14 protein-coding genes and 1 pseudogene are annotated in these 19329 nt (G+C 66.1%); 11 read left to right on the plus strand and 4 right to left on the minus strand.

Translation table 11 applies throughout. The features are described from left to right. Nucleotides 1–5 precede the first annotated feature (5 nt). Nucleotides 6–2534 carry a DUF262 domain-containing protein gene (locus KBX34_RS08270; protein ID WP_210924216.1) on the plus strand — a complete coding sequence of 843 codons (2529 nt, stop codon included), beginning with the start codon at nucleotides 6–8 and terminating at the stop codon, nucleotides 2532–2534. Between the two features lie 434 nt (nucleotides 2535–2968). Further along, nucleotides 2969–3565 (plus strand): hypothetical protein, encoded by a 597-nt coding sequence (locus KBX34_RS33440; protein WP_247671590.1) that lies wholly within the window; start codon nucleotides 2969–2971, stop codon nucleotides 3563–3565. 4 nt (nucleotides 3566–3569) lie between these two features. On the opposite strand, the gene KBX34_RS08280 is transcribed toward KBX34_RS33440, so the two are convergent. Then, nucleotides 3570–4037: a hypothetical protein gene (locus tag KBX34_RS08280; RefSeq protein ID WP_210924219.1), complete on the minus strand. Its 468-nt coding sequence runs from the start codon at nucleotides 4035–4037 to the stop codon at nucleotides 3570–3572. Nucleotides 4038–4260: 223 nt separating this feature from the next. Then, on the minus strand, nucleotides 4261–4659 hold the full coding sequence (locus tag KBX34_RS08285) for a hypothetical protein (RefSeq protein ID WP_143743236.1): 399 nt from the start codon (nucleotides 4657–4659) through the stop codon (nucleotides 4261–4263). Between the two features lie 116 nt (nucleotides 4660–4775). Here KBX34_RS08285 and KBX34_RS08290 point away from each other — a divergent pair, with 116 nt between their 5' ends. From KBX34_RS08290 to KBX34_RS08335, 9 genes and pseudogenes are all read left to right on the plus strand, one after another. Then, nucleotides 4776–5048, plus strand: coding sequence for a hypothetical protein (locus KBX34_RS08290; protein WP_088948721.1), 273 nt, complete (start codon nucleotides 4776–4778; stop codon nucleotides 5046–5048). Beyond that, nucleotides 5041–5652 carry a DUF6879 family protein gene (locus tag KBX34_RS08295; RefSeq protein WP_210924221.1) on the plus strand — a complete coding sequence of 204 codons (612 nt, stop codon included), beginning with the start codon at nucleotides 5041–5043 and terminating at the stop codon, nucleotides 5650–5652. The genes KBX34_RS08290 and KBX34_RS08295 overlap by 8 nt, the downstream gene beginning before the upstream one ends. 48 nt (nucleotides 5653–5700) lie before the next feature. Beyond that, nucleotides 5701–8055 carry a tetratricopeptide repeat protein gene (locus tag KBX34_RS08300; protein ID WP_210924223.1) on the plus strand — a complete coding sequence of 785 codons (2355 nt, stop codon included), beginning with the start codon at nucleotides 5701–5703 and terminating at the stop codon, nucleotides 8053–8055. Between the two features lie 253 nt (nucleotides 8056–8308). Further along, a pseudogene (locus KBX34_RS33445) lies at nucleotides 8309–8784 on the plus strand (DUF6308 family protein). Nucleotides 8785–9321: 537 nt separating this feature from the next. Then, nucleotides 9322–9639 carry an HNH endonuclease gene (locus KBX34_RS08315; RefSeq protein WP_374223669.1) on the plus strand — a complete coding sequence of 106 codons (318 nt, stop codon included), beginning with the start codon at nucleotides 9322–9324 and terminating at the stop codon, nucleotides 9637–9639. Nucleotides 9640–10166: 527 nt separating this feature from the next. Then, entirely contained in the window at nucleotides 10167–10670 is a 504-nt protein-coding gene (locus KBX34_RS08320) for a hypothetical protein (protein ID WP_210924230.1), read from the plus strand. 162 nt (nucleotides 10671–10832) lie between these two features. Beyond that, nucleotides 10833–12257, plus strand: coding sequence for a hypothetical protein (locus tag KBX34_RS08325; RefSeq protein WP_210924232.1), 1425 nt, complete (start codon nucleotides 10833–10835; stop codon nucleotides 12255–12257). A gap of 493 nt (nucleotides 12258–12750) precedes the next feature. Beyond that, the gene (locus tag KBX34_RS08330; RefSeq protein WP_210924235.1) at nucleotides 12751–13632 is read left to right on the plus strand and encodes a helix-turn-helix transcriptional regulator; all 882 of its coding nucleotides are present in this window, start codon (nucleotides 12751–12753) and stop codon (nucleotides 13630–13632) included. Next, entirely contained in the window at nucleotides 13625–13819 is a 195-nt protein-coding gene (locus KBX34_RS08335; protein ID WP_210924237.1) for a DUF397 domain-containing protein, read from the plus strand. The genes KBX34_RS08330 and KBX34_RS08335 overlap by 8 nt, the downstream gene beginning before the upstream one ends. 63 nt (nucleotides 13820–13882) lie before the next feature. On the opposite strand, the gene KBX34_RS08340 is transcribed toward KBX34_RS08335, so the two are convergent. Both KBX34_RS08340 and KBX34_RS08345 read right to left on the minus strand, forming a co-directional pair. Next, nucleotides 13883–14194, minus strand: a complete 312-nt coding sequence (locus tag KBX34_RS08340; protein WP_210924239.1) for a hypothetical protein — start codon at nucleotides 14192–14194, stop codon at nucleotides 13883–13885. Nucleotides 14195–14361: 167 nt separating this feature from the next. Next, the gene (locus KBX34_RS08345; protein ID WP_210924241.1) at nucleotides 14362–19284 is read right to left on the minus strand and encodes an Eco57I restriction-modification methylase domain-containing protein; all 4923 of its coding nucleotides are present in this window, start codon (nucleotides 19282–19284) and stop codon (nucleotides 14362–14364) included. Between the last annotated feature and the right edge of the window lie 45 nt (nucleotides 19285–19329).

Genomic DNA, 19329 nt, shown 5'->3' on the forward strand with positions numbered 1-19329 from the left:
TTCCGATGGTTGCAGCGGCACAAACGAATCTGCAAGGCCTGCTCGAAGGTACGAAGCAATACCAGGTGCCCCTCTACCAGCGAACGTACTCCTGGCAGGACCACCATCTGGAGCGCCTGTGGGACGACATTATCCGGCTTACCGAAGATCGTGCTGAACACCCGAAGACGACCCATTTCATTGGCTCGCTGGTACTGGCCCCCAGCCCCAACAACGGTCCCGCCGGTGTCGTCGAGTTCCTGGTGGTCGACGGCCAACAGCGGTTGACGACGCTCTCGATCCTGCTTTGCGCCATCCGGGATCACCTGGTGGCCACCGACGGCGACCAGCACCGTGACCGACTCAACGACCAGTATCTAATCAACAAGTACGAGCCCCTGCGACGGTTGAAGCTCGTCCCCACCCAGGCCGACCTCGACGCCTATTTGGCCTGCGTGGACTCATCGGCGCAGGCTGGTGGAGGCGCGGTCGGCGCCGCGTACGAGTTCTTCCGTACCCGGCTAGCGGAGCCGGCTGTGGCGGTGCAGGTGTACCAGGTCGAGAAGGCGGTGATCTTCGGGTTGGCGCTGGTCTCGGTCATTGCGCATGCCGACGACAACGTCTACCGGATCTTCGAGTCGCTGAACAACACGGGCCTCAAGCTGACCCAGGCCGATCTGCTGCGCAACTACCTGTTCATGCGCCTGTCGAACCGCAGCAAGACCGTCTACGACGCGCACTGGCTGCCGTTACAGAAGCGGTTCAACTCGACCGAGTTAGAGAACTTGTTCTGGCTAGATCTGGTGCAGCGCGATCCGCGGATCACGCAAGGTGACACGTACGCGCGGCAGCAGGCGCGGCTCGACCGGCTCAGCACGGAGGACGACGTCGAGGCCGAGGTGCGTCGGTTTGGTCACCTGGGCACGCTGCTGGAGAGCATCCTGCATCCCAGCAAGGAGCAGGACCCGGGCGTACGTCTCCGGCTGGAACGTTTGCAAGCCTGGGGCAGCAGCACCGTCAACCCACTGCTGCTGCATCTGCTGGAACGGCGCAGCCTGGGCACCGCGACCAGCGCAGAGGTTGCCTCCGCGATGCGGTACGTAGAGAGCTTCCTCGTCCGGCGGCTGCTCATTGGCCGCGCTACGGCCAACATCAACCGCAACCTGGTATCCATCGTTACCGAGATGAACAAGGACCTGCCGGTCGACCAGGCTGTGCACGCCTACCTGTCAGACGGGCGCAAGTACTACGCGACGGACGCAGACGTACGTCACGCGGTCCGGTCGCTGCCGTTCTACACCAACGGGCGGGCGTCGCAGCGTTCGCTGGTGCTGCGCTGGCTGGAGGAGTCGTACGACAGCAAGGAACCGGTCTCCCCGGCGAAGCTGACCATCGAGCACGTCCTGCCGCAAAGCATGGGTCCAGAGTGGCAGCGCATGCTCGCTGCGGACCTCGAACCCCACGAGAACGTCGTCGAGGTACACGGTGCCCTGAAACATACTTTGGGCAACCTCACCCTGACCGGTTACAACGCCGAGTTGGGCAACAGCCCGTTCGCGGTCAAGCGGGTCGACCTCGCCAAGAGTGGAGTCCGCCTCACTCGGGACATCATCGCCTGCGAACGCTGGGGACGGCCGCAGATTCATGCCCGCGCTGATGCCCTCGCCGAGCGGATCATCAACCTTTGGCCGGGTCCCACTGGGTCGACGGTGGATCAGTCTGAGGTGCGCTGGGACCTCATGGAAACGGCGCTCGCCGCGATGCCGGCCGGATCCTGGACAACCTACGGGGACCTCGCCGCCTTGATCGGCACCGCGCCCCAGCCAGTCGGCAACCGGCTGCGCGCCGTCCCGGTGACTAATGCTCATCGGGTGTTGCAGGCCGAGGGAACGAAGGCCGGTGGGTTCCGTTGGCCCGACGGACGAACGGACGACCCTATCGCGGCGCTACAAGCCGAAGGGGTCTTGTTCGACCAGCAGGGTCGGGCGGACCCGACCCAGCGCATCGACCTCGATGAGCTGGCGCAACTGAGCGGCTTAGCCCCCGACGAACTGCCCCGACGGCTGCCTCGGCCGCGACCTGGTGACGGGCAGTCCCGTGCCGACCGCTTCGCTGAGCAGATCGGAGTGTTGCAGGACGTCTTCGTCGCCGGAGCTGCCCTGACGCTGCTCGACCGATGGACCGAGATGGGCGGCACGCTCCTCTACGGCGGTGGAGCGGAGACGTCCTGCTTCCTGATGGCCCGCGAGCGTGGCCACCGCGACGGCGACATCTGGCCCGTGACGCTCTATCCCAGCGGAAAAGTCGAGGTGGTCTTCCAACACCTGGCCAGTCGCTTGCCATTCGACGACGTGACGCTACGTGAGCAATTCCGGCAACGACTAAATCAGCTTCCCGGCGTGAGCATCGCCGCCGCGAAGCTCACCCTGCGCCCAAGCTTCCCCCTGACCGTCCTCGCCGACAGCGCCACCGCCACAGCCCTCTTGGAGCACCTGCAGTGGTTCTACGAGCAGGCTCACCAATCCGAGGAAGAGGACGAGACTCTCACGGTCTAGCGGGCGGCAGACGTCTTCTCCGATCTGTCGATCTGCCTTAACAACAGTCGAGGGGTAGCACCGTGTCCGCGCTCACCAGTGAGGTAAGGGACGCCAAGAGCCCGGTGGCCCGGTGGCTTCGGTCGACGTTCCCGCACCACCACGACGTACAGGCCGATTACCGGGAGGCCATCGGCTTGGCCCGGGTACTGCCGTCCCCTACGGTCGCTCGCTGGACGCAGGGAGCGGCCATCGACTGGTGGTTGCGATTCCTGATCGACCCTGCCCCTTCGGTCCGGCTCGCAGTGGCCGGGATGCGCTCGCGGCGAGCACCATGCGAACGGGCTGGCCTGGAACTGCTGCACGATCTGGGCGCGGTCGATGACGGCGGCAATCACACCGGGCCGATCCGCCCTGCCCGGCTCATTGAGCGCCCTGATGAGTGGTGGGCACGAATGTCCTACGCGCTCGCTCTCCTGGTCGAGCTGTACCGGGCGGCTCGGGTAGACGGATCCCGCCTGATGCAGCTCGGCCCGGACAGTCGGGCGTCCGACCTGCTGGCATTGGCCAACGCCGACGAGGTCGCCGACCTGATCGCGATGCGCGACCTTGCCGTGGAGACGCTGCTACCAGGGCTGCCGCTCGGACCCGTGGCCACCGGATCGACGTTCGAGGGCAGCGCCGACCTCAACGCTGACGCCGACCTCATCGTCGGCGGCGTGCTCGTCGACTTCAAGGCCACCCAAGGAAGGGCCCGGTCGGACGGCAGTCGTGCGGCCGGGCTGACGAGGGCCGACATCGACCAGTTGCTGGGGTACGTGCTGCTGGACTACACCGATGCCTTCGCACTGCACTCGGTGGCCATTTACGCCGTCCGCCATGGACACTACGCCGCATGGCGCTTGGACGACCTGTGCGCGGAACTCGCTGGACGGCCAATTGACCTCGCCGCGATGCGGCAGGAGTTCGCACAGGTGGTGCGGGTCGAGTTGCCGGGTTACCGCAGGGCGTCAATCGTCGACCGAATCCAACGGCGGTTCGCCGCCAGATAGTCGATCACCAGTCGCGGGCCCAGTCCGGTGGCGGCACGACCGCGAGTTGCGGTTCACCGCTGATCGGTTCGAGAGCATGCACGACCCGCAGGTCCCCGTCGGCCGCAGCGTCCTCGTCGGTGATGACCCTCCCACTGCTGCCATCAATGCTGACCAGAAGCCACCGGTCGGGGTGGATGCTGCCATCGTCGACCAGCGCCCGCACTCCGAAGGTTCGGGCCAAGGTGGCGGCCAGCTCCCGCTCCCCCTGCCCGGTGGCGTCGGCGAGTTCGGCGTCACCGGTCAGAATCCAGCCGAAACCCTCGCCCTCGTCTGGAGGATTGAGCATCGCGACCGGCCGAGGGCCGTCGACTGCTCGGTCCTCGGTCCTCCCCACGTAGACCGCGTCCGGCGGGATGCCGAAGTCCTCGCTCAGGCGTCGGCGCAAGGCGTCTGCGGGTAACTCGCCCTCGAAGCGGACCTGATAGCGCAACGACTACCTCCGGTCTCCGTCGAACTCTCAGTGCACTCAACCATTCGTCATCCGAGTAGGACGAACGGCCCCTTCCGACGCAACTCCGCCGTCAATAACATCGACCGGTCCGCAGCCGGCCGGCGCCGGTTATTCGTCCGGTTGTACGTGCTTCTCAGCCGAAAACCTGCTTCGCGTGCGGCGTGGTGCCGTCGCTGCTTGGGACGTGCCGCTGCTCCTGACGTCAGCGGCGGGCCGGGCCGTCGCCGAGATGGATGCCGCCATGGACGTCTCGCGCCTGCACTACCGACCCGTGAACGTCACCGGAGACTGAGTTCGCGACGCCGCCGGCGCCTTCGGCAAGGGTGACCTCGACCTGCGACCACCGCGCACGCAGCTCAGCACCGAAGGCCCTGTCGCGGCGCGATTCACTGTCGAGCAGCTCGGCGAGGCGACCCACGGCCTCCGGTGACGGCTGCTGCAGAGCGCCCTCAATGACGGCATGTGAGGACGGATCGTGCTGAAACCGGGTGCGTAGAAACCCGATCAGGGAGGACACCGCCGCCCGCCCACTCTGGGCCAGCTCGGTGGTCGCCCACGCGATGAGCGTCGTCGCCGCGGTGACCATGATCGGGTCTGTCATGCGTCCGCCTTCCGCCATCGCGCCCGGCTCGTGGAGACGCAACACGGGCGACAGTCATCAAGAAGATTCAATGTTACCCTCGGTGCTCGCATGAACACCTGATCTCGGAGGTCGCCGTGAGCGGACAGCGTTGGGAAGCGGACCCTACCGCCGAGCTCACGCGCCGATGGGGCAAGTCCTCCCACGAGCTGGGCAACACCTCCGGCGACGGCAGCTGCCCCGACGTCTGGGAGTTGAGCAACGGCGACATCGCGGTGATCGGGCAGGACCTCACTGAGACGTATCAGGAACGACTCCCAGCCGGTGTCTCCGTGGATCCGGGCGAGCGGCTTATCATCATTCCCCGATCGACAATGATCGCGGCGAAGGTGGATATACCTGATGCATGACCTGTTCCGCGGGGATCCTGGCGAGCAACTTCGCCTGGCGGACTACTGGGCGGACTTTGAGGATCGGTTCTGGCAGACCGGCGATCCGGGCTTTTGGAAGCTGGAACGCCAGCAGACCTTCAAGGAGCCCGGCGACGAGGGTTGGCAGGCGTTTGCCGACGGGCGGTGGGAGGATTCGCTGCGAATCCTCGACGCGCGCCGCCCTGAATTTCAGAGCTACTACCGGCGGATCGCCGACAGCGGGTTCGCCACCCGACGGGTACGGGTCGCCGAAGAACCCCTCACCCCTTACCTTCAATGGGAGCTGCACGTGCTGCGACTGCGGCACGAGTACGGCGGTCTGACCCATGTGGTCGGCGCGGACGCGGTGGCGGCAGCCGAGTCGGGTGGACCGGTTCCGGAGATCTACACCCTCGGCACCGAGGTGATGTACGAGGCCGTCTACGACGCCGACGGTGTGCTGGCGTCCGCCCGCTGCTGGCGTGACCCTGACTTGGTGGCAAGCTGCCAATCCTTCATCGAGTCGCTCTACCAGGGCGGTGAGCCGCTCGACGAGTTCTTCGCCCGTGTGGTGGCGCCGTTGGGACCTCCCCGCGCGGGGTGAGAGATGGAAGGCGCCGGGTCAGACGGGGCCGGGCAGCGGCCCGCTCAGGTGAACCGGTCCGCGCTGTCCGGACCGGCGGAGCTGGTCCAGGCCCGCGACGTGTACGGCGGTGTGCACTTCCACGGCGAGGCAGCTTCCCAGGAGCGACCGCAACAACTCCCCGGTGATGTCCGCGGATTCGTCAACAGGGTGGAGGAGCTACAAACGCTCAACCGGCTGCTGACCGACGGGGAAGGGAGCGTCAATGTCAGCCTGTCGGTGATCACCGGGACGGCCGGCGTCGGTAAGACCTCAGTCGCCCTGCGCTGGGCGCACAGCATTCGGAGCAGGTTTCCCGACGGGCAGCTCTACGCCAACCTGCGTGGTTACGATCCGGGCCAGCCGGCGCAGCCGGATCAGATCCTCGACCGCTTCCTGCGGGCTCTTGGCGTTCCACCTTCAGCGGTGCCAGCAGATCTGGATGAACGGGCGGCGCTGTACCGCTCTCGACTGGCCGGCCGGCGCGTACTGGTGGTGTTGGACAACGCCGCAACCGCGCGTCAGGTGCGCCCACTGCTGCCTGGCACGGATCACTGCCTGGTCGTTGTCACGAGTCGGAACATGCTCTCCGGGCTGGCCACCCGCGACGGCGGTCGACGGCTGACGCTGCGCATGTTGTCCGAGGACGACGCCGTCACCCTGCTGCGCGCCATCACCTCGCCCTACCGCAGCGGCGACGACCCCGCCGACCTGAGAGAGCTGGCCCGACTCTGCGCTCGGCTGCCCCTCGCACTGCGCATCGCCGCCGAACGGGCGGCGAGCCGGCCATTCATGCCCTTCGGCGAGCTGATCGAGGATCTACGAGACGAGTCGGCCCTGTGGGACGCACTCACCGCCGAGGAGGACGAGGAGTCCGACGCCGTACGTGCGGTGTTTGCCTGGTCCTACCGCGCCCTGAACCCGACGGCCGCTCGGCTGTTTCGACTTCTCGGGCTGCACCCTGGCCCGGACTTCAGCGCCCCGGCCGCCGCCGCGCTGACCGGCGTGGCAGTGTCCCGCGTAAGGCAGCCGCTCGATGCTCTGGTCAGCGCGCACCTGCTGGAGCAGAGCGCTCCGGGACGCTACCAACTCCATGACCTGCTGCGCGCCTACGCGGTCGACCAGGTCCGGCACCTGGAGAGCGCAGAGGATCGGCAGGCAGCACTGCGCCGCGGGCTGAACTGGTATCTGCACACCGCCGATGCCGCGCTGGCCCGTACTCTGCCCTTCTACCGGACCGTACCGTTGGATCCGCTGACCGACGTCACACCGCTCGCCTTCGCGACCAACGCCGAGGCAGACGCCTGGTTCGACGCCGAACGGGACAACCTGGTCTCCGCCACACGAATTGCGGCCGATGCCGGCCTACCGCGGACCGCCTGGCAATTGGCTGCGCTGCTGCGCAGCGTCTTCATGCATCAGAACGCCTTCGAGAGTTGGTTCGCCACGGCCCGGATCGGGCTGGCGGCAGCCCGCACGCTCGGCGACCGGCGCGGCGAGGCGGAGGCACTGGAAAGCCTCGGCAAGGCCCACTTCCAAGCCCGCCAGCTCACCGAGGCCGCCGAACACCATCAGGCCGCACTGGTCATCCGGCGGGAGGTCGGCGACGAGTACGGCACAGCAGTGTCAATCAGCGCGCTCGGGTTGCTGGGTCTGCGCAGTCGTCGTCTCACCGACTCGCTCACCCACTTCGGCGAGAGTCTGGCGATCTTCGAGCGGCTCGGCAACCGGCGGTGGCAGGCCCTGCTGCTGAGCAACCTCGCCGAGACTCGCTACGAGCTGGGTGAGCTGACTGAGGCGGCAGCCTTGCTTGAGCAGGCGCTTGTGGTGCAACGGGAAATTGGCGATCGGGGGCAAGAGGGCAACTCGCTCTTCTTCCTGAGCATGACCCTGCGGGAACTCGGCCGCGTCGACGAGGCGTGGGCCGCGATCGAGTCAGCCATCGCCATCGCCGAGGGCGCGAGCCAGGTGTGGCTGGGGCATTGGCTGGTGGAGTATGCGCGAGTGCTGCGCGCTTCTGGTCGGCAGGCCGAGGCGCTGGAGGCCGTGCACCGGGCGGCCACAATTCAGCGCCAGCTCGGGGACCGCAGCCGCGAGGCGATGGCCCTCGATGGCGCCGGCGAGGCGTACCGGGAACTGGGGCAGGCGGACGAGGCGATCGCCTTCCACCTCCGCGCGGCGGCAGTCCACCGACAGCTCGGCGACAATTGGCAACTCGCCCTGACGCTGGACCACCTGGCCGCTGCGCTGACGGCGACGGGCCGCCCCGAGGAAGCCGGACAGCACTGGCGGGAGGCTCACGACCTGCTGGCCGGGTTCGACGACGCACGTGCTGCCGCGCTTCAGGAAGGCATCGCGGCGGCGCTATCGACCAGCACGGAGTGAGAGCCCTGCGTCGCCGGCCTGTCGGCCCGCATGGCCCGATGGGGTGCGGGGCGGTGCCCCGTTCGGTCCATAGACACTCCTGGTCCACGCTGGCAGGGTCCGATCATGACGTTCCGGCTACCTGATGCGCTCCGGACATCCGATGACGCTGCCGCCGTCGCCTTGCTGAAGCGTTACTACGGTGCGCCGTATCTCGGTCCCGGTTGTGCCGACGGTGCGAACTTCGACACCTGGGCGATCGATAGCGACCCCCATGCGCTTCACGGCCGATGACCTGATCGCGATCAAGTTCCTCTCCGTCGAGGCACCGAAGACAGCGGTACGTGCACTGCTCCGTGATCGCTCGGACGAGTTCTCCGGGCTGCTCGTAACCCTCGGCCCGGACCGCGACCTGGCCAACGAAAACGCACTCCTCGACCACACCTGGGCTGGCTGGCGGATCATGGATGAGCTGCGCTCAATCCCGGGTGTCGTACGACCACCGCGTCGAAGCTGCTGGCGCGGAAGCGGCCACGCCTGCGACCCATCTGGGACACGGTGGTCGCTGCCGTGACCGACACTGTCCCGGCCCAGTGGGAGCCGCTGCGCACGGCACTACACGCCAACAACCTCGCGCTGCACCACCGGCTGCTGCGCCTACGCGACGTGCTGCATCTCCCGGAGGAGATCGGCGCGTTGCGCATCCTCGACGTAATCGCGTGGCGCGAAGGCAAGGATCGCGGCCTGTAGGACGGAGAACCATGCCGGTCATTCACTGGATCTATCCGACGAACGAGAAGAGCAACTACTACCTCGACACCACGAACGGGGACACCGAGGTATCGCCGCAGCAGCTGTTCAACGACATCCAGCAAAGCCGCAGCGAGGTTGACCGGTGGGTCTTAGGAACGGGCTTCCGTCAGATGCGTCCTGGTGACGCCATCTGGGTCTACGCGTCGGCCCCTTACCAGTACATCTGCGCGCTTACTCAGGCCATCGACATCGATTCCGACGGTGACATCTGGCATGCTTCGCTGGTCTGGAACCTTGACGCGACCCAGCGCCTGATGCACGACCCGATCCTACGGTCGATGTTCGGCCAGATCGCGCAGAGGGCAGCTGTCCGAGCCAACCGGCACACCGCAGAGGTGCTTGACGACTGGCTGACGACCCAGCACCTGGCGCTTCCCGATCTGGATTCCAGAGCCAAGCCCTGGCGAAGACACCCGGCTCCGTACCCTGCGGACCATCGTTCAACGGCAAGGGCAGCACGCTTTTCGGCAACGTCTGCTCGACGCCTACGGCGGGCGGTGCGCCGTTACCGGCGAGCGAGCCGTGGAAGTCCTCGAGGCGGCGCACATCGACGGGTACATGGGACCGCACAGCCATCTGGTCCCCAACGGACTGCTTCTTCGCGCAGACCTGCGCACGCTGTTCGATCTGCATCTCATCGGAGTCGACCAGGAAGGCAAACTTGTCGTCTCAGAAGGCCTCGCCGGCTCGTCTTATGCAAAGCTGCACGGCAAGTGCCTTGGCCTTCCCTCTCGGGCGCAGGACCAACCCTCAAAGCGCCGCCTCGCCGCCCACCTCCGCCTGCTGAGCTAGTTCGCCGGGTGATCGTGCGGAGGGCCAGCTGGCAGACATGGCGGTGCTCGCGGAACTTCCCGGCATCGACGGGGGCAAGCGCAGAGCGTATGCCGACTGGATGGCTACCTACGTGGACACGCGCCTACCGATCATCGCCGAGATGAGCGAACACGTGGTCGGCGCCGCCTGGCTCCTCGTCGCGCAGCGAGTGCCCAGTCGACATCCAGCCAGTCGCGGTACGCGAGGATTACCCCAACCGCCGCGTCGGCGGGTGTACTGATGGCCGCGATCCTGACCGAGGCCCGAACTCGGGGCTGCTGCACGTAACTGTGAGAATCAATGCGACCGTACGCAAATTGCGCTTCTGGGAGTTACCCGCCGATGACGTCAATTAACCAAGCCCGGCACCGGTGACGACTGTCTACAGTTGTCCGACAAACGACGGGAGCAGTTGAGCCGGATAGCCGACAGGGTAGTTCTTCAACCACCGAGCTAATCTGCTTTCGGCGATTCCAAAACAGGCGGCCATCCCGAAGGAGAATGTCATGTTCATTGTGGCGACGCAGGATCCAAATACACGCGGCCAGTCTGAAGGACCCGAATCGGGTGCGGCTGCGTGGGGCGCGCTCCTGCCCATCGACGCCGGCCTCACGCAGGCCGAGGCGGATCGGCAGTTGGCCACCTACCTGGCCGGGGTGCAGGCGGGCGAGCCGCTGTGCATTCGTGCGCACGGCAACGACGAGGAGATCGGTGACGCCGAGGCCGGCGCCAAGGACTGGGGCTGGACCTACAAGAAGTTGGCCCGGATGCTGGCCACCCATCTGACCGCCACCCCGAGCGTCGTCCTGATCCGGTCGTGCGCCGAGGAGGTGACCAACTTCCCTACTCAAATGGCGGTCCGCTTGGAGTCGACCTGGCCGGGCGCGAACCACCTCGACGGGGTCGTCATCTACGGCTACAACACGTCTGTCAACATCAGCACGCCCGTCCCCTCGCCGCAGCAACTCACCAAGAATGTCCAGGTCCAGCCGGTCATCGTCTCGTTGTAACCCGCGGCTGCGCCTAGCAATTCATCCCGTACGCCCGACTCCTCTCAGTATTTCGGCCCGCCCACGAAGCGAGCTGGCGCATTCGCACGGCATTGACACTCAGAGATTCTTCGATCACTCTGGGTGCCTGTCTCGTGTAGTGCGTCAGCACCGGGGGTGGGCGTGGAGATTGATTCGCTCGTGCAATCCCTGAGCTACCCGTCGCTGCTGGCGCTCAACTCCTCCGATCAGCTCGTCGACGATGTGCTCCGGTATGCCGAGACACACGCCAAGACGCGCGAGGCGTACTGGCACCACAAGACGTTGACCCCGGTGGACGTCGGCAAGGGCGGGATGCGGACCAGCCCGGCACAGGTGTTGCACGAGCTGGGGGTCGCCACCACCCTGTTGACCGCGTCCCCGCTGTCGCAGGTGGCTCGGCACTGGGCCGCCGTCCGCTACTGCGCAACGCTCACCAAGAACGGAGGACGTCTCGCTCTGACGCCGGATGCCAACGAGGTCGTCTACCACCACAAGGTGACCCAGTCCGAGCAGTTGGGCATCGGCCTGGCCCTCGTCGTCGCCAAGAATCTGCTGCGCCGGCAGTATCGGGGCTGGACGTTCCACGCGGTCGACGCAGAGGTGGCGTTGAAAGCCGGGTTCGTGGACGGGGTCGGTGCGGTGGAGTCGGTCTCGCGCACCAAGAAGCGACCGGACTACATCCTGCTCGGCCACCACGCCACGAAGACCCGCAGGCGAATGAAGATCGTGATCCTGGAGTGCAAGGGCACCCACCAGCCGCCGAGCTTCATTCACGGGCAGCTGGCCCGAGCCGCCGTGCAGGTGGAGGCGCTGTCGGTGGGCGGAAGCCACCCACCGTCGCTGATGGTCGCCTCGCACCTCACCCAAACGGGGATCACCGCTTACGTGCTCGATCCGCCCGGGGATGACGAGTTGTGGTCCGGCGACGACGAGGAGCTGGACAACCTGTTGAGCACCAGCCCCGAGGACCAGTTCTGGCGACCGCGCACGGCCACCCCTGACGAGGTCGAAGCGAGACAGGCGCCTACCGGCCTGCCCTCCCCGGCCGACGAGACCGTCACCGAGCCGGACCTGGCCGAAGAGTTGCCGCCGGGCGCACCCCAGGTCTTCGACATACCCGAGCAAGAGCGTGGCTGGTTCACGCAGATCCTGACCCGCGCCGTGGCGGCCACCGCCCTGCTCTTCGCCGGAAACAGCGAAGCCGCCAGCGGCTATGCCACGCCCCGCCAGCGCGGAACGGAGGATCCGGCATTCCAGCCAGGGCTGTTCAACCTGGACCCTGCATGGGCGACGAGCAGCGCTGCGACGTTCGCGCTACCCAACGGGCTTTCTGCGGAGGGCACCCGGCACCGCGCGCCCCTGGGCCGGGGCCGGGTGCTGGAGGTCTTCCGAGGCGTGGAGAGCCGCCTCTACCGCGAGCTGGCCGACGGCCGGGTCGGCTCCTACCTGAGGGATGCGCCGATCTTCTTCGGCAGGCGAGCGGCGCTGCCGGCCGACGGCAGCGTGTACTCGTTCGGCCGGGATGGCACGGTCCTGGTCGTCCGGGTCCTCGACGGCGGCGGATGAGGCGGTCATCCGGCGCACCGGACACCCTGACGACAAGCATCAAAGGGTACGAATGGCAGCCCGCGCCGCCCAACTGGGACGCACCGCTGAGCGCCGAGCCGCGCCCGGTCCCGCCCCTGACGGCAACGCCTGCCTCGACGCCGCCAGCCCCAACTGGTGGTGGCGGTCTCGATCGGCGTCCGGCCGAGCAAGGACGTGCCCTGGATGAGGATCGGGCTGGTCATTCTCGGCATCCTGCTCACCTGCGGCCTGGCCCGGATTCGCCACGAACTCTAAACCTCGCCCAACACCATTCCACCCCCGACAGTACGCAGATCAGGCGCGTGTGGAAATTGCGCGCTCATGGCTACTGTCGGGAGTGTCTTGTATGGTCAGACGCGTAATCGATCCGCGTGACAGCACCCGATTGAATAGATTCTCGGCGGCAACGGCCGCACGTTTCACCGATGACGTCCGGATGTAACAAAATGCAACATGGAGAGGGCGGGAGCCGATGGCCGACGACATGGGATCGACAGTGCCGCGGCGGCAGCTCGGGCGGGCGCTGCGCGAGCTACGCACGGAGGCGCGGATGACGCTGGACGGCGCGGCCGAGGCGATGCAGTGCAGCCGGCAGAAGATGTGGCGCATCGAGACCGGCCTCGGCCCCGTCCGCGCCCTCGACGTCAAAGCCATGTGCGAGCTGTACGGGGCGACCCCCGACCTGGCCGGCGCCCTCACGGCCCTGGCCAGCGAAACCAAGGCCAAGGGCTGGTGGCACTCGTACGGCGACGCCGTCCCCGACTGGTTCGAGCTGTATGTCGGCCTGGAATCCGCCGCATCACGGCTCCGGGAGTACGAGGACACTCTGGTACCCGGGCTGCTCCAGAGCCGCGCCTACGCCCGTGGTGTCTATCAGCATCGCTCACGCATCTCGCCGGACGAACGAGAGAGGCTGGTCGAGGTCCGGTTGCAGCGTCAAGCGCTCCTGGAACGCCGCCTTCCGCCAGCGCCGCTGTTCGAGGTCGTCCTCTCCGAAGCGGTCATGCTCAGGGTCGTCGGCGACTCCGCCACGATGGTCGAACAGCTACGCCACCTACTCAACGTGGGTCGATTCCCGCACGTCTCGATCCGGGTGCTCCCCCTGACGGCCGGTCTGCACTTCGGTGCCGTAGCCGGCCCCTTCGTCATGTTGGACTTCCCGCTCCGCAACAGGGTTGTGCCGGAGCCGTCCGTCATCTACAGCGAGTCGCTGACCGGGGCGCTCTATCTCGATCGCGCGGAAGAGCTCGCCATCTACGAAGAGGTGTGGGCGAGCCTGACCTCGCTGGCCCTCGATGAGCAACAATCGAGGCAACTGATCAACAAGATCATCGGAGAGGTCCATCATGGCTGAACTGACCGGCGCCCGTTGGCGCAAGAGCACCCGCAGCGGCGACAACGGCGGGAACTGCGTGGAGGTCGCCGACAACCTGCCCGGCCTCGTCGCCGTACGCGACAGCAAGGACCCGGCCGGGCCTGCCCTCACCTTCGCCCCCGCCGCCTGGACCAACTTCGTCCTGGCCACCAGATCTGGGCACTGAGCTGCACGACGGACGGGAGTGCAGCTGGCGGACGCGCCGGACGCGCTCCCGTCGCGCAATCGGTCAGGAGACCGCGTCCCCAGTCGCGGGCTGAGCCACGTCCTCCAACAACGACCACCGGTCCCGCCACGCCCCCACGTCCTTCGGGTAGATGGCCGTATGCCGGCTCTCCGGGTTACGCGGGCGAACACCGCCGACGCTCGCCATGAACTCGTCGTGCCGCTCGCGCACCCCGGCACGCAGATCGTCTCCGGGCACGACGTAGAAGTCCCGACGTCCCTCGGTCACGTCCACGAGAACGTAGAGATCGACCGACATCGCCGTCATCTTGTCGATGTCCGCGATCATCCAGGCGCCCTGCGCGGCAACCTGCACAGTCGCAGTCCTACCGCTAATCGTCACGAAGGTCTGCGCACCGTGCAGGCTCGCCGAATGGCCGTGCAACAGAGCCTCAGCCACCGCAAGGTGCCGTCCAGCCTGGTGCTTCTGGTGGTTACTCGGAACCATCTGCTCTCCCTCGGGGGTGGAAGCGGGATGGCGGGCTACGACGGCTGCCAGCCCGCGTCGATTGCATCCTGAAGCCGCTTGCTGAACACAGCATGCGCCTGCCGATACTCGTTCTCCCGATCCGCCTTATAGAATGGTACTGCGTAACTCGTCGGCACCGAACCCCAATTTGAAGTCTCAAGGTAGGCGATCAGCTGCTCATAATGTTCCTTCCGCTGACCGAAGCCAAAGGCATATGGGTCTGCAGCGATCCTGCGACCCGCAGCATCGAACCACATCTGATCCTCGCGATCGGTCAGAATAGGATACCTTGACCGGAGTATCGCGATTAGCTCGTCGATTCCAATCCCGAGCCAAACCGCAACTAGGGCATCAACCTCGACGAGACCGGCTCGACGCTCACGCTCCGACCGCAAGGGGGTCGAGCGGCTCCAGGCAGGCTTGACTGCATCCCCAATCTTGGGGAGCGCAGGCCAACTTGCTGCCCATCGCTGCTGGCTCCATCCCGGGTCAAAGAGCCTGCTCCACAAAGCAGCGTAGTCAGAGGTTAGGCAATTGAGCCTTAGCGTCCGCAACAGCAGATCCCCAGCTAAAGGGTGATCGGCATCAGCTGCAGGCATCCAGTTCACTTCAGCTACGCCCAGATTTGCGCGCCCCGTGACGCGCAGAAGATAGTCCATCACTATCGAGGACCAAAATCCGGACGTGAGGGCAAGCTTAGCAGGGTCCTCAAACGAGAGCGAATGAATCAGATGAACGTGCGTTGGTCCAGGAGGAATGATGGCAGCGAACAAAGACCTCTCTGTGCTCTTAGGATCGATCATCCTTCGCCAAGCCAGCCGATAATGAGACGTGTATCGATCATTGCCGAACAAATCCTGACTCGCGAGGAATTCGTCCTCCGGGCAGGCCCGGACATACGTTGTCCGGGGAATCACTCGGTCCGGGAGCGATGGCAGATCCCAACTAACCCAGTCCTTCTCATGCGCATACGGCTCGGCCGGTTGCTTCATGAAAGGCGTCGCAATTCCGATGTGAGGGGCTTGAAGAATGGCATCGCTCATGCCAGGAGGTAGACCCACCTCGCGTCGAATCAGTCCATCCTTCTTGGCCTGACCTTCATCGAACCCAATACTGATCCACGGATGATGCCTGGATGTTCGTAGGGAAAAAGAGGAAATTGCCCTAATTGCATTGCTCTCCCCCTCCGTTATGGGGTACAGAAGGGGCGTTTGCTCCGCGGCTGACGTTTCGTCAGCCCGGAGCCGCCGCCACTCCGCGAGCCTAACCTGGTCGACCTTGATAATTCGGGACGAGTGGGGCCGGCAATCCCAACTGCCTCTGAATTTCTGGCCCGGCAGGGGACCACTCCCATCATGGCCGAGCGAATCGAGCAGAACGGTCGCGCGGTACAACTGACTTGCATGGAGGAACTCGATTGGTTGCGCTGCGCCATAGATGTGCATACCAAATTCAAGGGTTCGACCTGCGTCCGTGAACGCCCAATTGGCCGCGTTAATGAAACTGCCGTGGACCCTCAAGTGCTTATAGGCTGCCGCCCGGAGAGACCCGTCCTTCACTCCTCCAAAATGCGTATCGGGATGCAGGAGGCCTGCCGTGCCCCTGCCGCCAAGATGTGTCCAGACTTTAACCATGAAGGTGCGGTACAAGTCGGGCCTTGTTCCAGCAAGCAAGGGGTAGTTGACCGCTGAGCCGACCGAAGCAACGACTCCGGCGTTCACGGCCATTTCTGACCGGAAGTATTGGAGCGCATCACCCGACTCCAACACCAATGCCTTGCGCATGCGCAAGATTGCGACGTCCGGCTTGTGGGACAGTCGGAACCATGGATCCAATTCGGCAAGTAGATCCGATTCGTTCCAATCTGGCCGCACCCACGGCGGGTTGCCTACCTGGAGGTCGAAGCCGCCCTTTGCGAAGGCTTGGGCGAAGGTCAATTCCCAATGGAAGAAGCTTTGGTGCTCGGCGATCCGGTCGGCGGTGAGGAGCCACGGGAAGCGGTCAGTGAGGGTCCAGGGTGAGTCGACGCCGATGACCCCGTCGAGTTTCCTCTCGAACTCGCTCATTTCGCTCAGGCTGGTCAGCGTCCGGCCGTAGAACCGCTCGGTGTTTTCGTCCGCATCACTCCGGCCAATGAGCGCTTCGGCGAATGTCAACCAGTCATCGAGGCCGGACAGCGGCACCTGCTGGCGGAGCTGTTCCGCCACCGTCATCCGCCGAGTGCCCCCGGTCGGCTTGGTCGGCAGCTTCATCTGCTGCGGCTGCACGTTGCCGAAGAAGTCCGCGGTCTCATAGACCACCGGTTCGTCGTACGCCGGCTCGTCCTTGATGTGCGAGACCTGGACGGGTGCGGCCGGGTAGGCCGGGTCGGAGCCGTCGAGCAGCCCGACCTTGTCCAGCGGCCAGAACCACAGCGCGCACCACACGTCCATCAGCGTCTTGAGCCGCCAGTACGGCGTGCCCGGCGCGGTCAGGTCGGCGAGGATCTCCTCCCGGGGCACGGCTTCCGTGACCGGCGGCAGGTCCTCAGCACCCCAGACTGCGATGTCGCGGCGGATCTCCCGCTCGGAGATGTCGAGCCGCTGCTGCACCAGCCCCCACAGGAACTCAACTCGTCGCGCCAGTGCCTGCAAGCGCTGGACCTGCGAGTTCTTGCCCTTGGTCGACGGCGTGCGCTTCATCGCCGTACGCCAGGCTTTTAGTCTCGCGGTCTCGGCCGGCGCCAGCTCGCGGGCCTCCTTCTCCCCCGCTACCGCGCCCCAGCCGTCAGCGGGGAGCAGGAAGTGGTGGATGGTGCCCTCGTCGATCGGCCCGTCCCGGAAGGGCTGCTCCTTTGGGGCGGTGGTGAGCCACGACTTGTCGGCGAGCTGTTTCGGGCCGTAGGTCTTGCGGCCGGCGCCGATGAGGGAGTTGCCGCGTTGCAGGTGCAGGCCGAACCAGGGTGCCTGGAGGCCGGCGTGCATGACGTTGAGCCAGAGCGACACCTCGGCCAACTCGACGGCGGTGCGGTTGAGGTCGACGCCGTAGCTGTTGTGCAGGGCGATGTACGCCTTCACCCGTTGGAGTTCGAGGTGGTAGTCCTCCGGGTCGAGAGTGACGTCCAGTTCCTTCTGCCGGCGGCGCAGGTATTCGGCGGCGACCTGGTTGATCGCCTCGTTGAGGAATGCGCCGGAGCCGAGTGCCGGTTCGCAGATGGTCCAGTCCAACAGTTCGCGGGCCGGGGTGATGGTGTCGTCCTGGTCGAGCCGGTATTTGAGGGCGAGTTGGACGGTGACCTCGGTGAGCGACTGCGGGGTGTAGTAGGAGGCGCTGGTCTGCCGGTCCCGGCCGGCGAGCCGGTAGACGAACTGGCCGGGCTGGTAGCTGACCCGGCTGCGGACTCCGGTGTACGCGTCCTCCTTGTAGACGAAGACACCGTCGTCGTACTCGTCGACCTTGGAGGCCGGGATCATCCACGAGCCGTCCTTCGGGTCGCCGTTCTTGGCGACCTCGTAGAGCTGCTCGGTGGCGACGAAACCGGTGTACGACATCAGGCCCTCGTAGACCGCGCCGAGCTGGTTGATGCCGAGCTGGGCGTACGAGATGAAGCCGCCGCGGCGCTTCTTGCCGCCCTTGGTGAGCATCAGCCGGCGCAGCACCTCGTAGAGGACCTTGTTGCGTAGCCGCGTGTCGATCTTCGGGGCTTCGTCATCGTCGGGGTCGCTGCCCGGCTCGGCGATCAGCCGGCCGATGAGCTTGGTTTTCTCCGGCAGGAACAGGTCCGACTTCATCGGCTCGAAGCGCAGCCCCTCCCCCTCGCTGGCCTTGTCCTCTACGTCCGCGCTGCCGCGCGGCCGGTGCCCTTCGTTGACCATGCGGAAGAGCAGGTCGAGTGACTCGTACAGGTGGGTGCCGTCCTCGGCGGAGGGGGCGAGGCGGCGGGAGACGAGGTCGCCGAGGCGGGCGAGGCTGTAGCCCTCGACGTACTGGGGATCGTTGACCGGCAACACGCCCAGTTCGGGGCGCGCCTCGGCGTAGAGCAGGAACAGGATTCGGTAGAGGTAGCGCAGCGACTCCCGGCCCAACTCCTTGGCCAGCTCGTCGAGGTCCATCACCTGCTGCGGCTGGTAGCCGGCCCGCCGGATCTGGTCGAGGACCTCGTTGGCGATGAGTTCGACGGAGACCTTCAGGCCTTCGCGGAGTTCGCTGGAGACACCGACGGCGTGCTGGCGTGAGCCGGCGACCAGGTCGGCGAGGGGTTCGGTGCCGCCCTCGGCGGGTGGGCGGAGCGAGTCGGCGCCGAAGAGCGCGGCGACGACGTCGAGTTCCTTGTCGTCGTTGCGGGCGTACGCGGTGTCGAGGCTGACGGCCAGGTAGCGGCCCTCACCCCAGACGGTGCGGTCGGCGAGGGTGATCACGCCGCCGCTGAGGATCAGCACGTAGCGGGGCTTCGGGCTGTCGGCGGCGAAGAGCAGGGAGGTGAGCTTGGCGCCCGTCTCGATGGTCTCGGTGCTGGACAGGGTGAGCGGGTCGAGCAGGCGGCCGGCGTCGTCCGGGTCCTGTGCCGCCTCGGTGTCGACCGCCCAACCGCAGTCCAGCGCGACGATGCCGTGCGCGGTGGTCAGCTCGGCGTGGGCGACGTGGACCTCGTACTCCTGGCCGTTGCGCTCGACGGTGATGGTCTGCGGCTGCGGGTCGAAGCCGAGCGCCCGCAGCACGTCCTGGTGCTGCTTGCGCAGCCGCTCCGGGTCGAAGAAGTCGGCGTCGGTCAGCTCGGTCTTGGCGTCGAAGTACTGCCGACGCATGCCGCGCAGCCCGGCGCGTGGCGTGACCCGGTTGGCCTTCTCGTCCTCGGCCCACTGCTTGAGCAGACCGCCCTTGAGAGTGGTGGGCAGGATCTCGGCGAGGTAGTGCGCGGAGAGATACTCGCCGCGGTTGGTCAGCGACTCGAAGCTCATGCCGGCACTCCGCTACGCTCCGTGCCGCCCTGAGGCACCATCGCA

Source organism: Micromonospora sp. M61, from assembly GCF_018070245.1.
Taxonomy (GTDB): Bacteria; Actinomycetota; Actinomycetes; order Mycobacteriales; family Micromonosporaceae; genus Micromonospora; species Micromonospora zamorensis.